This window comes from Nocardioides exalbidus (assembly GCF_900105585.1).
In the GTDB taxonomy this organism is placed as follows: Bacteria; Actinomycetota; Actinomycetes; order Propionibacteriales; family Nocardioidaceae; genus Nocardioides; species Nocardioides exalbidus.
This window is the reverse complement of the sequence record NZ_FNRT01000002.1, coordinates 3296818-3315209: the sequence shown is the minus strand read 5'-3', so window position 1 is coordinate 3315209 and position 18392 is coordinate 3296818. Positions and strand designations below refer to the sequence as shown.

Sequence of the window (18392 nt, the reverse complement as noted above, 5' to 3'; positions counted from 1 at the left end):
GTCAGCGCAGACCGAGCACCCGGTCGACGACCGCCTGCGACACCGGGTGGTACGTCGGTCGGGCGCGCGCGTAGATCTCCGTGGCGCGGTCGCGGCCGGCGTCGGTCGAGGCAAGCGCCTCGTAGACGTGGCGCAGGTAGAGCGCACGGCCGTGCCGGGTGAGCAGGTCCTCCAGCCCGGCGTCGACGGCCGGTGAGCGGAACGCGTAGCCCGTGAGGACGGTCTTCTCGAACCAGCTGGTGGCGACCTCGATGTTGCCGCTCCCGGTGAAGCCGAACGCAGCGTCGAGGTCGGCCATGACCGCGTGGTCGGTGTCGTCCGGCAGCGCGCGCACCAGCCGCACCCACTGCTGGCTGACCCAGCCGTCGGTGTCGAGCTCGGCGACGCCGGACCCCGCGAGCAGCGCCGCGACCTGCGCGTCCACCTGCTCCAGGGCCGCTGAGGTGGTGGGCGGCTCGTTGCCCGGCACCCCCGGTCCGTGCACCCACTCCTCCAGCCGGACGTCGTCCGCCGTGAGGCCGGCAGGGTCGAGCAGCTCGGCCGTCAGGTGCGCCACGAAGCCGGCGGTGTCCATGGTGGTGAAGGCGAAGCGGTCGAAGTAGTCGCGCAGGAACGCGTCGAAGCGGTCGCGTCCGACGGCCGTCTCGAGCATCCGCAGGAAGAGCGAGCCCTTCTCGTAGGGGATCCGCGGCGGACCGTCGTCGGGGTCGACGACGTCCTGCTCGAGCCACGTCTGGCGCGGGTCCACGCCCACCAGCGCGCGGTCGAGCTCCTGGCGCCCCAGGGTCAGCAGCATCGCGGCCGTGTCGACCCCGAAGACCTCCTCGTCGATGCGCCGCTCGAAGTAGGTCGTGAACCCCTCGTTGAGCCAGACGTCGTTCCAGGTGGCGTTGGTGACGAGGTTGCCCGACCAGGAGTGCGCGAGCTCGTGCGCCACGAGGGACACCAGCGACCGGTCGCCGGCGACGACGGTGGGCGTGGCGAAGGTGAGCCGCGGGTTCTCCATGCCTCCGTAGGGGAAGCTCGGCGGCAGCACGAGCAGGTCGTAGCGGCCCCACCGGTAGGGGCCGTAGAGCCGCTCGGCCGCGTCGATCATGCGCTCGGTGTCGGCGAACTCCCACGCAGCCGCGTCGACCTCGCCCGGCTCGGCGTACACGCCGCTGCGGGGGCCGAGGTCACGGTGCTCGAGGTCGCCGACGGCCAGGGCGATGAGGTACGACGGCACGGGCTCGCGCATGGTGAACCGGTAGCGGCCGTCCTCGGCACGAGAGGTCGGGTTCTCCGCGCTCATCAGCGCGAGCAGGTCGCCCGGCACGCGCACGTCCGCGTCGTAGGTCGTCCGCACGCCGGGGCTGTCCTGGCAGGGGATCCAGGTGCGCGCGAGGATCGGCTGCGACTGCGTGAACAGGAACGGCTTGCCCGACGACGTCTGCTCCGGCCCCAGCCACTGCAGGGCGTTGGCGTCGGCCCCGGTGGCGTAGTGGACGACGACGTGGTCCGCTCCCCCGGTCTCGACGGTCAGCGGGCTGCCGACCACGTCGTCGTGCGTGCCGATCGTGAAGGGCAGGTCGGCGCCGTCGGCACCGGTGACCCGCGCGACCTCCAGCCGCCAGGTGTCGAGCACCAGCGGCGCGCCAGGGACGAGGTGGTCGAGGCTGAGCGTCACCGACCCGCTCAGGCGCTGGGCCGTCAGGTCGACGTCCAGGTCGAGCGACAGGTGGCGCACGGCCACCTCGTCGGGACGGGAACAGGAGTGCGGGTCGTGCGGTCGGGGATCCACGCGAGGACCCTAGCCGCCGGCCTCAGAAGCCGCCGAAGTCCCCGCCGCCACCGAAGTCGCCGCCGAAGTCGCCGCCGCCACCGAAGTCGCCACCACCGTCGTAGCCGCCGCCGTCCCCGCCGTCCCCGCCGGAGTCGCCCGACCCGCCGTCACCGGACCCGTCGTAGGCACCGTCGGTGCCGAACCCGCCGAACATCATCCCGCCCATGAACATCCAGCTCATCGGACCGAAGGCGCCGTAGTAGCCGGCGGCGTAGGGCTCGTAGGCGCGGCCGCCCTGCCAGTAGGGCACCCGCTGCGCGCCGACCATCACCTTGCGGATGTCGGGCTCGGCGCCCGCGTTGACCCGCTCGGCGTCGAGGGCGCAGGCCGGGACGTCGCGCTCGACACCGTCCGGGGGCGTCCAGAGGACGTCGGTGACGGCGGGTCCGTGGCGCGGGTCGAAGAAGCACGGCGGGCGACGGGTCGGGAGGGCCTCGCCGGCCACCCGGGCACGCACGCAGGCGACGGCGTACCTCCCGTCCTCGACGATCTCGGTGATGTGGCGGATGTCGTCGGGCCGCGTGATGGCGTCGCTGGCGACCTTGGCCGACTCGTAGGCGTCGAGCGCGCGCTGGTAGTCGGCGTTGGCGCTCTCGTCGAGCTGGGTGCCCAGCATCTCGCCGTCGAGCCGCTGCAGGTCCTCGCCGAAGGCGGTGATGTCCTCGAAGGCGAGCTTGCGAACGGGCTCGAGCTCCTCCTCACGCTGCTGGAGCTGCGTGGCCTGGTTGCGGCGCTGCGCGGCGACGGCGACGCCCACGAGGGCGGCGAGGACGATGACCAGCAGGAGGAATCCCATTTCGAGAGCCTACGTGCCGGTCCCCCGCACGGCGTCCGTGATCGGCGTGATCCACGACTGGTGCGTCGTGGCGTTCTTGGTGATCGCGAGCAGCTCGTCCATGTGGGGCTCGAGGCCGGTGACCTTGTCGAGCGGGACGCCGACGATGAGCTGGAAGCCCAGCCCCCGCCAGGCCTGCACCGCACGCCCGGCGAACTCGGAGTCGGCCTTGACGAAGCCCTCGTCGAGGAAGACCGGCGCGAACCGCGGGCGCGAGCGCATCTCGTCGCCGAGCCGGAAGCGCAGCGCGGAGCCGACGATGAAGGCGACCAGCTCCTGGCTCTCGCCGCCGCTCTTCTCCCCCAGCGTCCGGTAGGTCGCCCGCAGCTCGCCGGTCGTGTGGTCGTAGCGCTCGGCGCTGATCTCCACGTGCCGGCGCACGTCGAGGAGGCGGTCGCGGTCGGTCAGCGCGGTCGCCGCGTCACCGACCTGGCTGGGCCTGCGCAGCTGCTGCATGAACCTGCTGAGCTCGGCGAACCGCTTCTCGAGCGCCTCCTCCCCCAGCTCGGGCGCCGCACCGGACGAGAGCGCGCGGAGGTCCTTCATGAACGCCTGCACGTGGGCGGGCGCGAGGCGACGGAGCCGGATCCGCAGGCGGTCACCGGACGCCCCGAACTCCAGGCGCCGCAGGATCGCGTTGATCGGCTCGAGCCGGTCCTCGATCTCCTCGACCGAGGCGGCCATCGCGCCGACGAGCGGGACGAGGTCCTGCCCGCTCCACTCGGTGAGCCGGCGTCGCCACTCGGCCCGCCGGGCAGCCAGGCCCTCGCCGCGGATGTCGTCGAGGATCCGGGCGTAGTCGGGGTAGGAGTCCGCGGTCGTGCCGAGGTTCGGCGAGTCCCACTGGAACTTGTAGACCCGGAAGACCTGCGCGAGGTCGTCGTCCACCCGCTTGAGCTCGGCCTCGGCGTCGGTCACCGCCGTGCGCAGCCGCACCGCCAGCCGCTGGGAGGTCTCGGCGAACCGCTCGAGGTCGCCCGGGTCGGCCGGTGCCGCAGCAGCCGCGAAGTCCACCCGGAGCGCGGCGTCCTGCGCGTCGTCGAGGACGACCCTGCCGGCCTCCTCCATCGCGCGGAGGCGGTCGTTGACGTCGTCCTCGGCGTCGACGAGGTCCGCGTGCGCGGTGTTGAGCTCGCGCTGGCGCTGCTCGACGGCGTAGCGCGCGCGCCGGGTGCCCTCCAGCCGCGCCGTCAGCTCCGCGATCTGCGTCTCCAGCGCCTGGAGCCCGTCGTCGGAGTCGAGGATCTCGCTGCGCCGGCGCTCGAGGTCGGCGATGCGACGGTCGGCGCCGTCGACGTCGAAGTCGTCGAAGCGCGCGGTCACCACGGCGTCGTACGCCGACCGCTGCCGCTCGAGCACCCGGGACCGGCGGTCGAGCTCGACGACCTGGGCGCCGACCTCGTCGAGGCGCTGGTCGAGCTCGGCGAGCTCGGCGTCGACCTCGGCGATCGCGTCCGCGTTGGAGAAGCCGATGATGCTGCGGGTGTCGTTGCGCCCGTGCGCACCGCGGCGCCCGTGGCGGGTCTGGCCGGCCAGCGTGACCCGCAGTCCCGATCCGCGGGCGGGCCCGTCGAGGTCGTCGGCGGACTCGACGCAGAGTGCGTTGCGCGAGGGCTCGGCGACGTGCGCCTGCACCCAGCCGGCGAACGGCGAGTCCTGGAACACCAGCTTGCCCGCGACCCGCTCGGGGTCGCCGGGGCCGAGGTCGGGCAGGTCGAGCTCGACGCCCTCGAAGACCAGGCGGCCGCGCAGCCGCAGCCCGTCGATGGCGGACGAGAAGTCACCGAGCCGGTCGAGCGGGACGAGCATCATCCGGGCGCTCGCGCCGAGGACGGTCTCGATCGCGGTGCGCCAGCGGGCCTCGTCGGGCGCGACGTCGAGGAGCTCGGCGACGAACGGCAGGTCCGCGGGGCTGATCCCGCTCGCCTCGGCGACCTCGGCGCGCAGCTCGTGCATCCGCGCGGGCATGCGTCCCGCCCGGCCCTCGAGCGACGCGCGCTCGCGGCGGAGGGTGGCCTGTCGCTCGCTGAGCGGGAACTGGCCGCGCAGCACGTCGTCGCGCTCGCGCCGGACCCGCTCCTGGTCGCGCTGCCAGCCCGACAGCCACTGTTGCGCGTGCAGCTGGAGCATCGCGAACGACTCACCCGACTGCAGCGCGCCGTCGATGTCCAGGGCGTCGCCGGCACCCGTGTCGACAGCGGTCGCCTCGATCAGCGGCAGCAGCCGCTCCTGGAGGACGCCGCGCCGGGCGAGCCGGTCCTCGCGGACGACCTGCTCCTGCTCCAGCGACAGCGCGAGCGACTGGAGGGTCGACCCGCCGGCCGCGCGGTGCGACTCGCGGGCCGCCTCGAGGTCCGCCAGCTGCGTGCGCTCGGCGGAGGTCGTCGCGGCGAGCTCGTCGACCGTCGACGCGCGGTCGGCCCGGTTGTCGGCCACGGCCTGCTCGACCAGGCGGAGGTGCGTGCGCAGCAGCCACATCCGCAGCGGGGTGTCGCCGTCGACGGTCACGCCGTAGGAGTCGAGCTCGGCGAGCCGCTGCGTGGCAGCGGTCCGGCGCTCGTGGAGGTCGGCGATCGGTGCGAGCAGCTCGAGCTTCTGCTCCTCGGTGCGCATCGCGGAGTGCGCGGTGTCGAGGTCGTCGAAGTGCTCGATGGCCCGATCGGCCGCGGCGAACGTCGAGGGCCGCTCGAGCACCATGTCCTTGTAGAGCTCGTCGACGCTGCGCACCTGGTTCCCGGCCTGGATGCGGGCGAGCAGCCGCAGCGCCTTCGCGCCGTCGCCGTTCGCACCGATGCCGAGCCGCGCGTGCAGCACGGCGGCGAACTCCGCGTAGGTGCGGTGCACCCGGATGCCGGGGAAGAGCTTCTTCAGCGTGGTGGCGTGGAACCGCTCGGGCACCGCGACCTCGAGCGAGTCGAGCGCGAGCGGGCCGTCCTGGGTGGCGAGCTGCATCTGCACGTCGGCGGACCGGGTCGCGCGTCGCGGGACGTAGTAGGTGCGGACCGCGGTGAACCGACCACCCTGGTCGTTGACGTAGGTCATCGCGATCGCGCCCCACGTGTCGGCGCCCTTGCCCCGCAGCAGCTTCTCGACCGGCCGGCCCGTGCGGGGGTCGTCGACGACGTCGACGGCACCGCGGAGGTACGACAGGAGGTTGCGCTGGCCGGCCCCGCGGGCACGGCCGGCGACGGCGTCGTTGGAGGCGCCGTTGAACTTCGTGTCCGACGGCATCATCAGCGCCGTGTAGGCGTCGAGGATGGTGCTCTTCCCGACGCCCGAGGCGCCGGAGATCATCGTCGCGTCACCGCGGAGCGGGACGACGGTCAGGCCGCCGAAGCCGCCCCAGTTCACCAGCTGCAGCAGCGCCGCGCGCCACTGCATGGTGTCGTCGGCCGGGGTGGCGACGTCGCTCTGCTCGAAGAGCCCGTCGACCGGCGCCTGCTCGATCTCGTCGATGGACATGCTCAGTCCTCCCCTGCCTCGTCCTCGAAGAGGTCCTCGTCGTCGGGCTCGGGCGCGACACCGCTGCTGGTGGCGGCGAGCAGTGCGGCGAGGAGCTCCTGGAGCAGCTCCATCGGGATCAGCGGCTCGACGGCCTCGCTGATCTCGAAGCGCTCGTCGGACCCGGTCGGGATGAGCAGGCCGGACTTCACCACGCTGGCGACCGCGTTGCGGGCGCGCTTCTCGTCACCGGCGACGTCGGTCGCGTGGGACGGGCGGAAGCTGGCGACGTAGGCGACGACGTCCTCGCGGTCGATGTAGACCCGCGCGTCACCGCTGGCCAGACCGGCACGCAGCCGGTCGCGCAGGTGCACCAGCACCAGCGTCTCCTCGCGCGACCACGCGGCGTCGTAGAGGATCGTCGGGAACCGGCCGCCGGTCTCGGACGTGGCCTGTCGCTTCCAGGCGACCTCGCGCTCGCGGTCGACCTGCAGGTCGAGGAACAGGTCGTTGAGCCGCGACCGGAGGAGCCGCTCGTGCTCGACGAGCACCGCCCAGTCGCGCGGGTGCGTGCGGGCGCTGATGAAGCGCTGCTTGAGCAGCGTGACGAGGGCGCGGCGCTGGCCGTACTCGAGGCCGCCCTCGTCGCCCTCGAACAGCGACACCGAGCCCTCGTCGAGCAGCTCGTCGGCGATCTCGTCGGTGATCTCGGCGTCGACCTCGGGGTGGGCGTCGATGCTCATGTGCGGGTCTCCGTGTCTGGACGAGGTGCGAGGTCGGGGTCGGGCAGCGCGGTGCGCGGGACGGCGAACGACCGCCGGCTGCCGTCGGGGCGTACGGCGTCGAAGGCCTCGGTGTCCTCCTCCGCCTCCCACGCGCGCTCGGCGGCGAGGTGGAGGAGCCCGAAGATCTCGACCGGGCGCCGCAGCGACGGCTCGAGCCCGTCGAAGAGCGCGCCCAGGGACCCGGCGGGGAGCAGGGACGCGAGGGCCGCGTCGAGGCGCTCGCGGAGGGTCCCGAGCCTGGGTCCGCCCTGCGCCACGAGCTCGGCGAGCGAGACCTGCGGGGCGAGATCGGGGTCGGCCGCGACGATCCGGTCGGGCAGCACGTCGTCGGCCGGGTCGTGGAACCGCTCGCGCAGGTGCTCGACGGAGGCCCGGGCCGGCAGGAGGGCGACGTCGTGGGTGGCCCGCGGACCGGTGCTCGCCATCCACGTCATCAGCTCGGACTCGACCTGTCGGAGCACCTGCTCCAGCTCGCGGTCGCGGGCGGCGTCGTGGGAGACGATGTATTCCTTGAGGGTCGCGGTGACCCGCGAGCGCTGGGCCAGCACCCGGTCGAGGCCGTCGCGCACGAGCCGGACGGTGCCGCGCAGCTCGGCCCGGTCGGCGTCGCTGAGGATCCGGTCGGAGAGCGGGTGCTCGAGCAGGTCCGTGAGGTCCTCGCGCAGCCGGGTCACCAGCGCGTCGTCGCGCAGCAGGGCGAACGCGCCCTCGAACGCCCGGCCCTCGTGCGTCGCCGTCATGAGCGCATCGGCGCGCGAGAGGTAGGCGTCGATCACCTCGCCGGCCGGCCGGTCCTCGGCGCGGAAGGCCGCGAGGATCTCGCTGCGGATCGCGGCGAACCGCTCCTCCACGCGGGCGAAGTCGCTCGGCAGCGCGGAGATCAGCGAGAGGAGCTCGGTGAACCCCTCGAGCATGTAGTCCTCGGTGGCGCCCTCGAGGTCGCCGCCGTCGACGAGCCGGTCGCGCTCGCCCTGGAGCCGGGCGATCTCCTCGTTGAGGATCGTGACCCGTGCGGTGCGGTCGGGGTTGGCCTCGGAGTTGAAGCGCCGGACCGTGCTCAGGATGGTGGCGACGCGGTGCTCGCTGAGCGTGGCCCGGTCACGCGCCAGGTTCTTCACGAGCTCGAGCGCCTGCTGCGCGTGCGAGGTCAGGGCGTAGACCTCGTTGCCCTGCTCGTCGAGCGAGCGCACCAGCCACTGGCCGCGCATCCACCGCTGGCAGATCTCGCGACCACTGCCGACGGGGACGTCCTGCTCGCCCGCACGGCGCATCTGCTCGACGTGCTCCTCGACCTGGGTGTGCAGGCGGGCGGTCGGGATCGGGGTGTTCGAGCGGCCGAACGCGGTGCGGAAGATCGTGATCACGACGGGCGCCTGCCGCTGGTGCAGGAGCGTCAGGGTCGGCTGCGCGAACGCGCCCTTGACGCGCGCCAGCTCGCCGGCGATCTCGCTCACTGCCCCGCTCTCCCCTTCGTCGTCCACCCTGGTCGGTGCGCAAGCATCGCAAAGCGGGCCCGTGCTTCAGGGAGCGGGCTGCGTTCCGGCGTTGCGCGGCATCAGCAGCCCGGACAGCAGGAGCACGAACGCGACCACCGCCGAGCACACGAAGACGGCGTGGATCGCGGGCGCGAGGACGCCTGCGGCGAGGTGCTCGAGGTCGACCGTGCCGGCCGTCCCGGCGCCCGCGACCCGGCTGTTGACGATCGCGCCGAACACGGCGACGCCCACCGCGCTGCCCATCGAGCGGGCGAACATGTTGGTCCCCGTGGCGACACCGCGGTGCTCCCAGCCCACGCTCGACTGGGCCACGACCACGCCCGGGCTGGCGACGTACCCGAAGCCGATGCCCATCACGAAGCACGGCAGGGCGAGCTCGCACAGCGCGCTGTCGGCGCTGACCCGGAGCAGCAGCAACCCGCCGGCGACCACGAACGCGGCACCCATCAGCACGGTCCTGCGGAAGCCGATGCCCAGGTAGAACCGGCCGCTCGTCGACGCCGCGATCGGCCACCCGATCGTCATCGACGCGAGCGTGAGCCCGGCGACCAGCGCGCCGTGGCCGAGGACCGCCTGGGCGTAGAGGGGGACGTACGACGTCAGCCCGAGCATGAGCACGCCGACGACGAACGACCCGGAGTTGGACGCGTTGAGCACGCGCCGGCGGAAGATCCAGAGCGGCAGCACCGGTTCGGCCGTCCTCGACTCGACCGCCACGAAGGCGACGACCAGCACCGCCGCGGCGGCGAGGATCGCCACGCCGGTCGCGGAGCCCCAGCCCCAGCGCACGCCGCCCTCGAGCAGCCCGAGCAGCAGGAGCGACCCGCCGCCCGCGAGGAGCACGGCTCCGAGGTAGTCGATGGAGTGCTTGCGGGGCTCCACCCTCTCGTCGAAGCGGCGCCACAGCACCCAGCCGGCCGCGATTCCGAGCGGGAGGTTGACGAGGAAGATCCAGCGCCAGGACAGGTAGTCGGCGAAGATCCCGCCCAGCGTCGGGCCGACGACCGACGCCATGGCCCAGACGCTCGCGATGTAGCCCTGCACCTTGGCGCGCTCGGCGAGCGAGTAGACGTCGCCGACGATCGTCATGCCCATCGGCTGCACGGCTCCGGCACCGAGGCCCTGCACGAGCCGGAAGACGATGAGCGCGGGCATGCTCCACGCGACGCCGCACAGCAGCGAGCCGACGACGAAGAGGCCGATGCCGACGAGCATCACCGGCTTGCGCCCGTAGAGGTCGGCGACCTTGCCGTAGATCGGCACCGAGACGGCCTGCGCGAGCAGGTAGATCGAGAAGAGCCAGGGGAACGAGGTGAAGCCGCCGAGGTCGTCGACCACGGACGGCACCGCGGTCGCCAGGATCGTCGCGTCGATCGCGACCAGGCCGATGCTGAGCATCACCGCGAGGAGGAGGGGACCGCGCTCGCTGCGCAGCCCCACGCTGGCGCGGGTGATCTCGGGTGCACTCACGTCCTGTCGCAACCGGCCGGGACGGTGGGCTGTTCCCCGTCCAGCGGCGCTGGTCCCTACTCGGCCCCGCTGAGGTCCACCCGCGGGGTGCGGAGTCCGTGCGTGATGCCCCACAGCACGGCCTTGGTCCGGCTGTCGACGCCGATCGTCCGGTAGGCACCCCGGATGTAGGACTTCACCGAGTTGATGGTCACCCCGAGCTGCTCGGCGATCTCCTTGTTGCTCATGCCGGCCGCGATGAGCGACAGCACGTCGGCCTCGCGTGCGGTCAGGCCGGCCGCCTGGCCCGGCCAGGCCTCACCCGTGACCGCGCCGTCGACCTCGCCCGGCGCGAGGACGCGACGACCGTCGTGGATGTCGCGCAGGCTGTCGATCAGCCGCTCGTGCGGAAGCGCCGTGCTCAGGTAGCCGGCGTACCCGCTCTGGAAGTGGGTCTCCGCGGTCGCCGGGTCGAAGTCCCCGGTGAAGGCGACGACCCGGCCCAGGCGTGGGTCGGCGAGCAGACGCTGCAGGACCCTGGCGTCGGCGCCGACGCTGCCGCTCGGGTCGTGGAGCGCGATGTCGACGTGCTGGTCGAGACCGGTCCTCGGGTCGTGGACCTCGATGTCCCTGGCGTGACGGGCGAGCATGGTCGCCACCCCCAGGACGACGATCTCGTCGTGGTTGATCATGGTGATGCGCACGTTCATCCGTTCTTTCGTGACAGGGAGACGAGGCTGTCGGTGATCCGGCCCCGGGTGGTCTCGGGCGAGGTGTTCATGAGGGTGGAGATCTCGGTCTCCGTGCAGCCCCCGAGGTAGGCCAGCTCCAGGGCGTCCCACCCGAGCTCGCCCGCGCCGCCGCGTCGCGGTCTCCCGGACCGGCCCGCAGTGCTGCGCCCACCGCGCCTGTGGCGCACGGCGACCAGGTGCGCGGTGGCCAGGACCCACGACTGGGCGCTGCCGCGGGCGGGGTCGAACGCCCGGGCGCGGCGCCAGGTCTCCACGAAGGCGGAGACCGTCACCTCCTCGGCCACGAGGGGGTCCTCGACCACGCAGCGCACGAGGCCGTGGACCTGCGGTGCGAGTGCGTCGTAGAGCTGCGCGAACGCGGACTGGTCGCCGCCGGCCGAGTCCAGGAGCAGCTGTTCCAGGCCCCCGGTCGGTGCGCTCTCGCGCGTCTGTCGTCGTGTCACGTGTCTCCCCAATATGTGGGAGGTAATGCCTTGTGCCACAACCTCTTGGGCACAAGGTATATCTCATGAGGCAGAATGTCCTGTCATGGCCTCCCTCCAGGCGCCGCCGTTGTCGGACCAGCTCTGCTTCGACCTGTACGCCGCCTCCCGCGCAGTGACCGCTGCCTACCGTCCGGTGCTCACCGAGCTGGGCCTGACGTACCCGCAGTACCTCGTCCTGATCGCCCTCTGGGAGCGTGACGACCGGACGGTCCGCGACATCGCCGACTCCCTCCAGCTCGACCACGGCACGCTGACGCCGCTGCTCAAGCGCATGGAGTCGCGCGGCCTCGTCGAGCGACGGCGCAACCACGCCGACGAGCGCGAGGTCGTGGTGTCGCTCGCCCGGAAGGGCGAGGAGCTGCGGCGTCACGCCGACCGCGTCCACTGCGACATGGTGGACCTGCTCGGGCTCGACCCGACCGAGTTCGCCCAGCTCCAGGAGACCCTGCGCGCCCTGACCCGCCGCGCGCACGGCTGACGTCACCGGGTGACGCTCGTCCCTCCGGGTGTGGGCAGCGCCTCCCAGCGTGGCTATACACGGAGACGACGGCGTCGTCCGGCGCCGCCTGACCGGGCCTGATCGGCCCAGACGTGCAAGGGAGGACGGCATGAGCCAGTCCGAGAACGAAGGACCTGCCGACGGCGGAGCCGAGGGCACCCCGGGCGTGCAGGACGGTGGCGCCGACGGTGGCGCCGAGGGTCCCGCCGACGGTGGCGCCGAGGGCACTCCCGGCGTCCAGGACGGTGGCGCCGACGGTGGCGCCGAGGGTCCCGCCGACGGCGGTGCCGAGGGCACTCCCGGCGTCCAGGACGGTGGCGCTGACGGCGGAGCCGACAGCTGACACCGATGCACCACCAGCCCGATGACGGCAGGCCCGGCACCGCCGGGCCTGCCGTCGGCGCGCGTCCCGCCCTGGCCCGCCTCGTCGGCGACGTCGACGACTTCGCCGAGAGCACGTGGGCGCGCGGGCCCCTCCTGCGGCCCTCGGCCGATCCCGCCGGGTTCGACGACCTGCTCACCGCCGGCGCGGTCGACGAGCTGCTGGGCGAGCGCGGCCTGCGCACACCGTTCCTCCGGGTCGCCAAGGCGGGGTCGACGCTCGCGACCGGCTCGTTCACGGCCCCCGGGGGCGTCGGTGCCGGCATCGCCGACCAGGTCAGCGACGACAAGCTCACCGCCCTCTTCGCGGACGGCTCGACGATCGTGCTCCAGGCCCTGCACCGGGTCTGGCCGCCGATCATCGACTTCTGCCAGCAGCTCGCGGCCGACCTCGGCCACCCCGTGCAGGCCAACGCCTACGTCACGCCCCCGCAGAACCACGGCTTCGACGACCACTACGACGTGCACGACGTCTTCGTGCTGCAGGTCGCCGGGCGCAAGAAGTGGTCGATCCACGCGCCCGTGCTGCCGTCGCCGCTGCGCGACCAGCCGTGGACGGACCGACGCGACGACGTCCGCCGTGCGGCCGGCCAGGAGGCGGTCATCGAGACCGTCCTCGAGCCCGGCGACACGCTCTACCTCCCCCGCGGCTACCTCCACTCCGCGACCGCGCTCGGCGGCTACACGATCCACCTCACCCTCGGGGTGCACAGCTGGACGCGCCACGCCGTCGCCGAGGAGCTCACCGCCCTCGCCCTGCGCCGGCTCGCCGAGGACGAGCAGGCCCGCGGGTCGCTCCCCCTGGGCACGGGGCTCGACGCGGACGACATCGACGCCGACCTGGTGGCCAAGCTGCTCCGCGACGCGCTCGACCACCTCGACCCGGCCGACGTCGCCGCGCGGCTGCGCGCCCGCCGGCGCGGGACGCAGCGTGCCGCACCGATCGGTCCCCTGGCCCAGCACGACCTCGCCACGTCCCTGGCCGACGAGACCGTCGTCCGGCTCCGGGCCCACGTCGACGCGACCCTGGCCGGCGCGGCGATCACCTCGCGCGTCGCGGCGGTCGCGGTCGGCGACGCACCCGCGGACGGCGTACGACGACTCCTGGCCGGCGAGCCGGTGGCGGCCTCCGACCTCGGGCTGGAGACCACCCGGCGGATGATCGAGGCGGGACTGGTCGTGCGCGGATGACCTTCCGCTGCTCCGACGACGCGGCGGCGCGGCACGACCCGGCGCTCGGCACCGCTCCCCCGCAGCGCGACTGGCTGCTCGTCGAGCACCCCGGACCGTGGCCCGTCACCGCACCCTTCGGTGCCGACCTGCCCACCCCGCTGCTGCGCGCGCTCGGGCACCCGGGACTCAGGACGCTGTTCGTGCGCCGCCACGGGCGCGAGGGCGCCGCCGCCGCGATGAGCGGACCCCGGCGATGGTTCCGGGCGCACTCCGGCCTGGTGCGGACCGGCGTGTGGGAGCACCCCGACGACCTGCTGGCCAGCCTCGGCGACGGGGTCGAGGCCGGCGGCGAGCCGCACGCCGACCCGCTCCTGCTCGTGTGCACGCACGGCGTGCACGACGCCTGCTGCGCGATCAAGGGCCGCCCGCTCGCGGCGGCGCTCGCGCGTCGCTGGCCCGACGAGACGTGGGAGTGCAGCCACCTCGGCGGCGACCGGTTCGCCCCCACCGTGCTCGTGCTGCCCGACCTCGCCTGCTACGGCGGGATGCCCGCCGAGAGCGCGGTGCCGACCCTCGAGGCACACCTCGCCGGACACGTCCAGACACGCTGGCTGAGGGGCGTCGCCGGGCTGCACCCCGCCGAGCAGGTCGCCCTCGGCGAGGTGCACGAGCGCTGGGGTCCGGCGGCGGCCACCGCCGCCGTGCCGCGCCTCGTCGAGCAGGACGGGACGTTCGACGCCGGGCGCTGGACGGTCGAGGTCCTCGGCGACGACCCGCTGCCACCGGCCGTGCGCGTCGTCATCGCCAGCAGTCGCCGCGACGAGGCCCTGCTCACCTGCCGCACCACCCGTCCGACCCGGGCCGTCCAGTGGGACGTCGTCACCGTGACGACCCACGGCCGCGACGAGATGACCCCTTCGGGTGATCGCTAGCGTCGAACAAGTCCAACGATCAACGATGGAAGGACCACCGTGACCACCACGATCTCCGCCCTCTCCACGCCGAAGGCCTCCGCCGCCTTCGAGGAGACCACGATCGAGCGCCGCGACCTGCGCGACGACGACGTACGCATCGACATCCGCTTCGCCGGCATCTGCCACTCCGACATCCACCAGGCGCGCGACGAGTGGGGACAGGGCGTGTTCCCGATGACGCCCGGCCACGAGATCATCGGCACCGTCTCCGAGGTCGGCTCCGCCGTCACCGACCACCAGGTCGGCGACACCGTCGGCGTCGGCTGCTTCGTCGACTCCTGCCTCGAGTGCGAGGCGTGCCGTGACGGCGAGGAGCAGTTCTGCGAGAAGGGCGTCGTGCAGACCTACAGCAGCACGGGCTACGACGGCGAGACCACCCACGGCGGCTACAGCCGCCAGGTCGTGGTCCGCGACCACTTCGTGCTGAAGATCCCCGACGGCGTCGACCTCGCCGGCACCACGCCGCTGCTGTGCGCCGGCATCACGACGTACGCCCCGCTGAAGCGCCACGACGTGGGTGCCGGCACCCGGGTCGGCGTGATCGGCATGGGCGGGCTCGGCCACGTCGCGGTGAAGATCGCCGCCGCTATGGGTGCCGAGGTCTCGGTGCTGAGCCGCACCGACGCGAAGAAGGACGACGGCCTCGAGTTCGGCGCGACGAGCTACTACGCCACCGAGGACGAGTCGGTCCTCGACGACCTCGCCGGCAGCTTCGACCTGCTCGTCAACACCGTCGGCGCCGCCGTGCCGCTCGACTCCTTCCTCGGCCTGCTCGACCGCGGCGGCCGGATGGTCAACCTCGGCGCTCCGAGCGAGTCGCTGGAGGTCGGCGCCTTCTCGCTGCTCACCATGCGCCGCGGCGTCGAGGGCTCGATGGTCGGCGGCCTCCCGCAGACCCAGGAGATGCTCGACTTCTGCGCCGAGCACGGTATCACCGCCACCGTCGAGGTGATCTCGGCCGACCAGGTCGACGACTACTACGACAAGGTCGTCGACGGCGAGGTCCGCTACCGCGCGGTCATCGACGCGGAGACGCTCGGAGAGGCGCCGACCTCGTGAGCGAGCCGACCGGCGACGAGCTGTCGCCACACGTCCTCATCGTCTTCGGGGCGACGGGCGACCTGGCCGCCCGCAAGCTCTTCCCGGGGCTCTACCGGCTGGCCGCCGCCGGTCGGCTGCCCGGCGACTACGCGGTGATCGGCAGCGGGCGCCACTCCCCCGGCACCGACGAGGAGTTCCGCGAGCAGGTCGCCGAGGGCCTCCGCGACACGGTCGACGACCTCGACGAGGACGTCGCGAGCGACCTGCTCGGCCGGATCTCGTTCCAGACCTCCGACTCCGACGACGGCGCCGACCTGGCCGCGGCGGTGCGTGAGGCGGAGGAGCGCCTGGGCGACCACGGGTCGAGCGACGTACGACGCCTCGTCTACCTGTCGGTGCCACCAACCGCCATGTCCGGGATGGTCGGCATGCTCGACCGCGAGGGGCTGACCGAGCGGGCCCGGCTCGTCATCGAGAAGCCGTTCGGCCTCGACCTCGAGTCGTTCCAGGAGCTCGACGCGGCGATCCACGACGCGGTCGACGAGGACCAGGTCTTCCGGATCGACCACTTCCTCGGCAAGGAGGCGGTGCAGAACATCCTCGCCCTGCGCTTCGCCAACGCGCTCTTCGAGCCCGCGTGGGACCGGCGCAGCGTGGCCCAGGTGCAGATCGACGTGCCGGAGACGCTGCAGATGGAGGGTCGCGGCTCGTTCTACGAGTCCACCGGCTGCCTGCGCGACATGGTCTCCACTCACCTCTTCCAGATCCTCGGCGTCGTCGCGCTCGAGGACCCGGGCGAGTGGACGGCGAGCGCGGTCCGGCAGGCCCGCAAGGACGCCTTCGACGCCCTGCGCCCGCTCGACCCGGCCGACGTCGTGCTCGGGCAGTACGACGGCTATCGCGACGAGGACGACGTCGACGACGACTCCGACGTCGAGACGTTCGTCGCACTGACGGCCTACGTCGACAACGAGCGGTGGCGCGACGTGCCGTTCCTGCTGCGCACCGGCAAGGCCATGGCCGAGACCCGGCGCACCATCACCCTGCGGTTCCGGGCCCCGGAGTCGAGCATCTTCGGCGACCCGGCGGGGGACGAGCTCGTCCTGGAGCTCACCGACGAGGCCGTGGTGTCGCTCGACCTGTTCGGGAAGAAGCCCGGTCCGGACATGGAGCTCGCGAAGGCGACGATGAGGCTCGACTTCGAGGACGAGCTCCCCGACGACGAGCCTCTCGAGGCCTACGAGCGGCTGGTCCTCGACGTGCTCCGCGGCGACCACACGCTGTTCGCCCGCTCCGACGAGACCGAGCGCCTGTGGGAGGTGTGCCAGCCGGTGCTCGACGACCGGCCCGACCCCCAGCCGTACGAGCCCGGCTCCTGGGGCCCGCAGGCCGCGCTCGACCTCGCGCCGGGCGGGTGGCGGCTGGGATGAGCGGTCCCGCTGCCGGCCCGGCGATCCCGATCGCCGACCACGGGTTGATCGGCGACCTGCGCACCGCGGCGCTGGTGGCCATCGACGGCACGATCGACTGGTTCTGCCCCGGTCGCTTCGACAAGCCGAGCGTCTTCGGGTCGCTGCTCGACCCGGACGCCGGCTCGTGGCGGGTCGCACCCGACGATCCGGACGCCCGGAGCCAGCAGTACTACGTGCCCGAGACCAACATCCTGGTCACGCGCTTCATGACCGAGCAGGGTGTCGCCGAGGTGCACGACTTCATGCCGGTGCGGCGCGCGCACGACCCCGACCACCGGCAGCGCCTGGTGCGCCGGGTGGTCACCGTCCGCGGCTCGGTCGCGATGACGATGCGCCTCTCCCCGCGCCCGGACTACGGCTCGCTCACGCCGACGTTGTCGGAGGAGGCCGGAGCCGTGCGGTTCGAGGACGGCGACGTCGCGCTCGCCCTGTCGTCCACGGCCGACCTGACGGTCGAGGACGCCGACGTCGTCGCGAGCATCGACCTCGAGCCGGGCGACGCAGCGCTCTTCGTGCTCGAGGTGCTCGCTCCGGACGAGGAGGCGCAGGGCTCCAGCGAGAGCGACGTCGACGACCTCTTCGAGAGCACTGCGACGTTCTGGCGCCAGTGGCTGTCGACCTGCACCTACACCGGCCGCTGGCGCGAGCGGGTCAACCGTTCCGCGCTCACGCTGAAGCTGCTGTGCCACGAGCCCAGCGGCGGGATCGTGGCCGCGCCGACGACCAGCCTGCCGGAGGAGATCGGCGGCGGCCGCAACTGGGACTACCGCTTCGTGTGGATCCGCGACGCCGCCTTCAGCGTCTACGCCCTGCTGCGGCTGGGCTTCACCGACGAGGCAGCGGCGTTCGTCCGCTGGCTCTCCGAGCGGATGGGCGAGAGCGGCGAGTCGGACCACGACCTCGGCCCGCTCCGGGTGATGTACGACCTCGACGGCGACGTGCCGCACGAGCGCGAGCTCGACCACCTCGCGGGCTACCGCGACTCGAGGCCGGTCCGCGTCGGCAACGCGGCGGTCGACCAGCTCCAGCTCGACGTCTACGGCGAGCTCATCGACTCGGTCTACCTCTACGACAAGTACAGCGCCGGGATCAGCCACGACGCGTGGCAGGACCTGCGCCGCATCGCCGACTGGCTGATTGACAACTGGGACCGCGACGACGCGGGCATGTGGGAGGTCCGCGACGAGCCGCGCGCCCACACCACCTCGCGGCTGATGTCCTGGGTCGCGGTCGAGCGGATGATGCGCGTCGCCCGGCGTCGCGGCCTGCCCGGCGACCTGACCCAGCTCGCCCGCGTGCGCGACGAGATCTACACCCAGGTGATGGAGGAGTGCTGGGACGAGGACCTCGGGGCGTTCGTCAGCCACATCGGCTCCGACACCCTCGACGCCGGTGTGCTGCTGATGCCGATGGTGAAGTTCATCGCGCCCAACGACCCCCGCTTCCTCTCGACCCTCGCCCTGGTCGAGGAGCGGCTCGTCACCGACAGCCTCGTCTTCCGCTACGACGCCGAGCGGTTCTCCGACGGCGTCGAGTCCTCCGGCGGGCAGGGCGAGGGCACCTTCTCGCTGTGCTCGTTCTGGTACGTCGAGGCGCTCACGCGGGTCGGCCGGGTCGAGGACGCTCGGCTGGCGATGGAGAAGATGTTCACCTACGCCAACCACCTCGGGCAGTACGCCGAGCAGGTCGGGCTCAACGGCGAGCAGCTCGGCAACTTCCCGCAGGCGTTCACCCACCTCAGCATGATCAGCGCGGTCCTCAACCTGGACCGCGAGCTCGGCTGACGC

At 72.8% G+C, this 18392-nt stretch carries 15 protein-coding genes; 7 read left to right on the top strand and 8 right to left on the bottom strand.

Going from position 1 to position 18392, the window contains the following annotated elements; translation table 11 throughout:
- Position 1 precedes the first annotated feature (1 nt).
- The 8 genes from BLV76_RS16305 to BLV76_RS16270 all read right to left on the bottom strand — a co-directional run bounded on the left by BLV76_RS16305 (position 2) and on the right by BLV76_RS16270 (position 11023).
- Entirely contained in the window at positions 2 to 1780 is a 1779-nt protein-coding gene (locus BLV76_RS16305) for a M1 family metallopeptidase (RefSeq protein WP_090970283.1), read from the bottom strand.
- A gap of 22 nt (positions 1781 to 1802) precedes the next feature.
- Positions 1803 to 2618 carry a hypothetical protein gene (locus BLV76_RS16300; protein WP_175539705.1) on the bottom strand — a complete coding sequence of 272 codons (816 nt, stop codon included), beginning with the start codon at positions 2616 to 2618 and terminating at the stop codon, positions 1803 to 1805.
- Positions 2619 to 2627: 9 nt separating this feature from the next.
- Positions 2628 to 6119 carry an ATP-binding protein gene (locus BLV76_RS16295; RefSeq protein ID WP_090970281.1) on the bottom strand — a complete coding sequence of 1164 codons (3492 nt, stop codon included), beginning with the start codon at positions 6117 to 6119 and terminating at the stop codon, positions 2628 to 2630.
- Between the two features lie 2 nt (positions 6120 to 6121).
- Entirely contained in the window at positions 6122 to 6841 is a 720-nt protein-coding gene (locus BLV76_RS16290) for a DUF4194 domain-containing protein (RefSeq protein ID WP_090970279.1), read from the bottom strand.
- Complete coding sequence (locus BLV76_RS16285; RefSeq protein WP_090970276.1) at positions 6838 to 8337, bottom strand: DUF3375 domain-containing protein; 1500 nt, start codon at positions 8335 to 8337, stop codon at positions 6838 to 6840. The genes BLV76_RS16290 and BLV76_RS16285 overlap by 4 nt, the downstream gene beginning before the upstream one ends.
- Before the next feature lie 66 nt (positions 8338 to 8403).
- Positions 8404 to 9849 carry an MDR family MFS transporter gene (locus tag BLV76_RS16280; RefSeq protein ID WP_245734708.1) on the bottom strand — a complete coding sequence of 482 codons (1446 nt, stop codon included), beginning with the start codon at positions 9847 to 9849 and terminating at the stop codon, positions 8404 to 8406.
- Between the two features lie 56 nt (positions 9850 to 9905).
- Complete coding sequence (locus BLV76_RS16275) at positions 9906 to 10538, bottom strand: helix-turn-helix transcriptional regulator (protein ID WP_090970275.1); 633 nt, start codon at positions 10536 to 10538, stop codon at positions 9906 to 9908.
- The gene (locus BLV76_RS16270; RefSeq protein ID WP_175539704.1) at positions 10535 to 11023 is read right to left on the bottom strand and encodes a sigma factor; all 489 of its coding nucleotides are present in this window, start codon (positions 11021 to 11023) and stop codon (positions 10535 to 10537) included. Before BLV76_RS16270 ends, BLV76_RS16275 begins: the two co-directional genes overlap by 4 nt.
- Positions 11024 to 11108: 85 nt before the next feature.
- On the opposite strand from BLV76_RS16270, the gene BLV76_RS16265 reads away from it, so the two are divergent.
- The 7 genes from BLV76_RS16265 (at position 11109) to BLV76_RS16235 (ending at position 18389) form a co-directional block, all read left to right on the top strand.
- A complete protein-coding gene (locus tag BLV76_RS16265; RefSeq protein ID WP_090970271.1) occupies positions 11109 to 11543 on the top strand; it encodes a MarR family winged helix-turn-helix transcriptional regulator in 435 nt (144 codons plus the stop codon).
- 130 nt (positions 11544 to 11673) lie between these two features.
- Positions 11674 to 11907, top strand: a complete 234-nt coding sequence (locus tag BLV76_RS16260) for a BatC protein (protein ID WP_090970269.1) — start codon at positions 11674 to 11676, stop codon at positions 11905 to 11907.
- 5 nt (positions 11908 to 11912) lie between these two features.
- Entirely contained in the window at positions 11913 to 13136 is a 1224-nt protein-coding gene (locus BLV76_RS16255; protein ID WP_090970267.1) for a cupin domain-containing protein, read from the top strand.
- On the top strand, positions 13133 to 14050 hold the full coding sequence (locus tag BLV76_RS16250) for a ferredoxin family protein (RefSeq protein WP_090970265.1): 918 nt from the start codon (positions 13133 to 13135) through the stop codon (positions 14048 to 14050). The genes BLV76_RS16255 and BLV76_RS16250 overlap by 4 nt, the downstream gene beginning before the upstream one ends.
- 39 nt (positions 14051 to 14089) lie before the next feature.
- Entirely contained in the window at positions 14090 to 15151 is a 1062-nt protein-coding gene (locus tag BLV76_RS16245; protein WP_090970264.1) for an NAD(P)-dependent alcohol dehydrogenase, read from the top strand.
- Positions 15148 to 16563: a glucose-6-phosphate dehydrogenase gene (gene zwf / locus BLV76_RS16240; protein ID WP_090970262.1), complete on the top strand. Its 1416-nt coding sequence runs from the start codon at positions 15148 to 15150 to the stop codon at positions 16561 to 16563. Before BLV76_RS16245 ends, zwf begins: the two co-directional genes overlap by 4 nt.
- Positions 16560 to 18389: a glycoside hydrolase family 15 protein gene (locus BLV76_RS16235; protein WP_090970260.1), complete on the top strand. Its 1830-nt coding sequence runs from the start codon at positions 16560 to 16562 to the stop codon at positions 18387 to 18389. The genes zwf and BLV76_RS16235 overlap by 4 nt, the downstream gene beginning before the upstream one ends.
- Positions 18390 to 18392: the final 3 nt, after the last annotated feature.

Bases quoted from the DNA above. Each gene is read 5' to 3' on its own strand.
- BLV76_RS16290 (WP_090970279.1), bottom strand. From the start codon at position 6,841: ATGAGCATCGACGCCCACCCCGAGGTCGACGCCGAGATCACCGACGAG.
- BLV76_RS16260 (WP_090970269.1), top strand. From the start codon at position 11,674: ATGAGCCAGTCCGAGAACGAAGGACCTGCCGACGGCGGAGCCGAGGGC.
- BLV76_RS16265 (WP_090970271.1), top strand. From the start codon at position 11,109: ATGGCCTCCCTCCAGGCGCCGCCGTTGTCGGACCAGCTCTGCTTCGAC.
- BLV76_RS16295 (WP_090970281.1), bottom strand. From the start codon at position 6,119: ATGTCCATCGACGAGATCGAGCAGGCGCCGGTCGACGGGCTCTTCGAG.
- BLV76_RS16255 (WP_090970267.1), top strand. From the start codon at position 11,913: ATGCACCACCAGCCCGATGACGGCAGGCCCGGCACCGCCGGGCCTGCC.
- BLV76_RS16250 (WP_090970265.1), top strand. From the start codon at position 13,133: ATGACCTTCCGCTGCTCCGACGACGCGGCGGCGCGGCACGACCCGGCG.
- BLV76_RS16300 (WP_175539705.1), bottom strand. From the start codon at position 2,618: ATGGGATTCCTCCTGCTGGTCATCGTCCTCGCCGCCCTCGTGGGCGTC.
- BLV76_RS16275 (WP_090970275.1), bottom strand. From the start codon at position 10,538: ATGAACGTGCGCATCACCATGATCAACCACGACGAGATCGTCGTCCTG.
- BLV76_RS16235 (WP_090970260.1), top strand. From the start codon at position 16,560: ATGAGCGGTCCCGCTGCCGGCCCGGCGATCCCGATCGCCGACCACGGG.